The 257-nt window shown below is 49.4% G+C and carries 1 pseudogene; it reads left to right on the top strand.

The annotated features are described in order from the left end of the window. A pseudogene (locus AAEY62_RS23365) lies at positions 1-257 on the top strand (ribonuclease R); the annotation flags it as partial.

The following is a 257-nucleotide window of genomic DNA, read 5'->3' as shown; positions in this document are numbered from 1 at the left end:
AGCGAAAACGGCGCGCGCCATAACCAAATGGTGCAAGTTAAAATAACGCAAAACCCCACCCGAAATATGAACGCGGTAGGTAAAGTAATTGACGTACTTGGCGAGCATTTAGCCCCAGGTATGGAAATAGAAGTTGCCCTGCGTAACCACGATATTCCGCACGTTTGGCCTGAAGAAGTTGAAGCGCAAGTAGCCCACCTTGGCGAATTTGTTGACGAGGCTGACAAGCAAAACCGCGTAGATTTACGCGACCTACC

Origin of the sequence: Pseudoalteromonas sp. GW168-MNA-CIBAN-0100 (genome assembly GCF_040309225.1) — a bacterium.
GTDB lineage: Bacteria > Pseudomonadota > Gammaproteobacteria > Enterobacterales > Alteromonadaceae > Pseudoalteromonas > Pseudoalteromonas arctica.
This window is presented reverse-complemented; position numbering and strand designations above follow the sequence as displayed.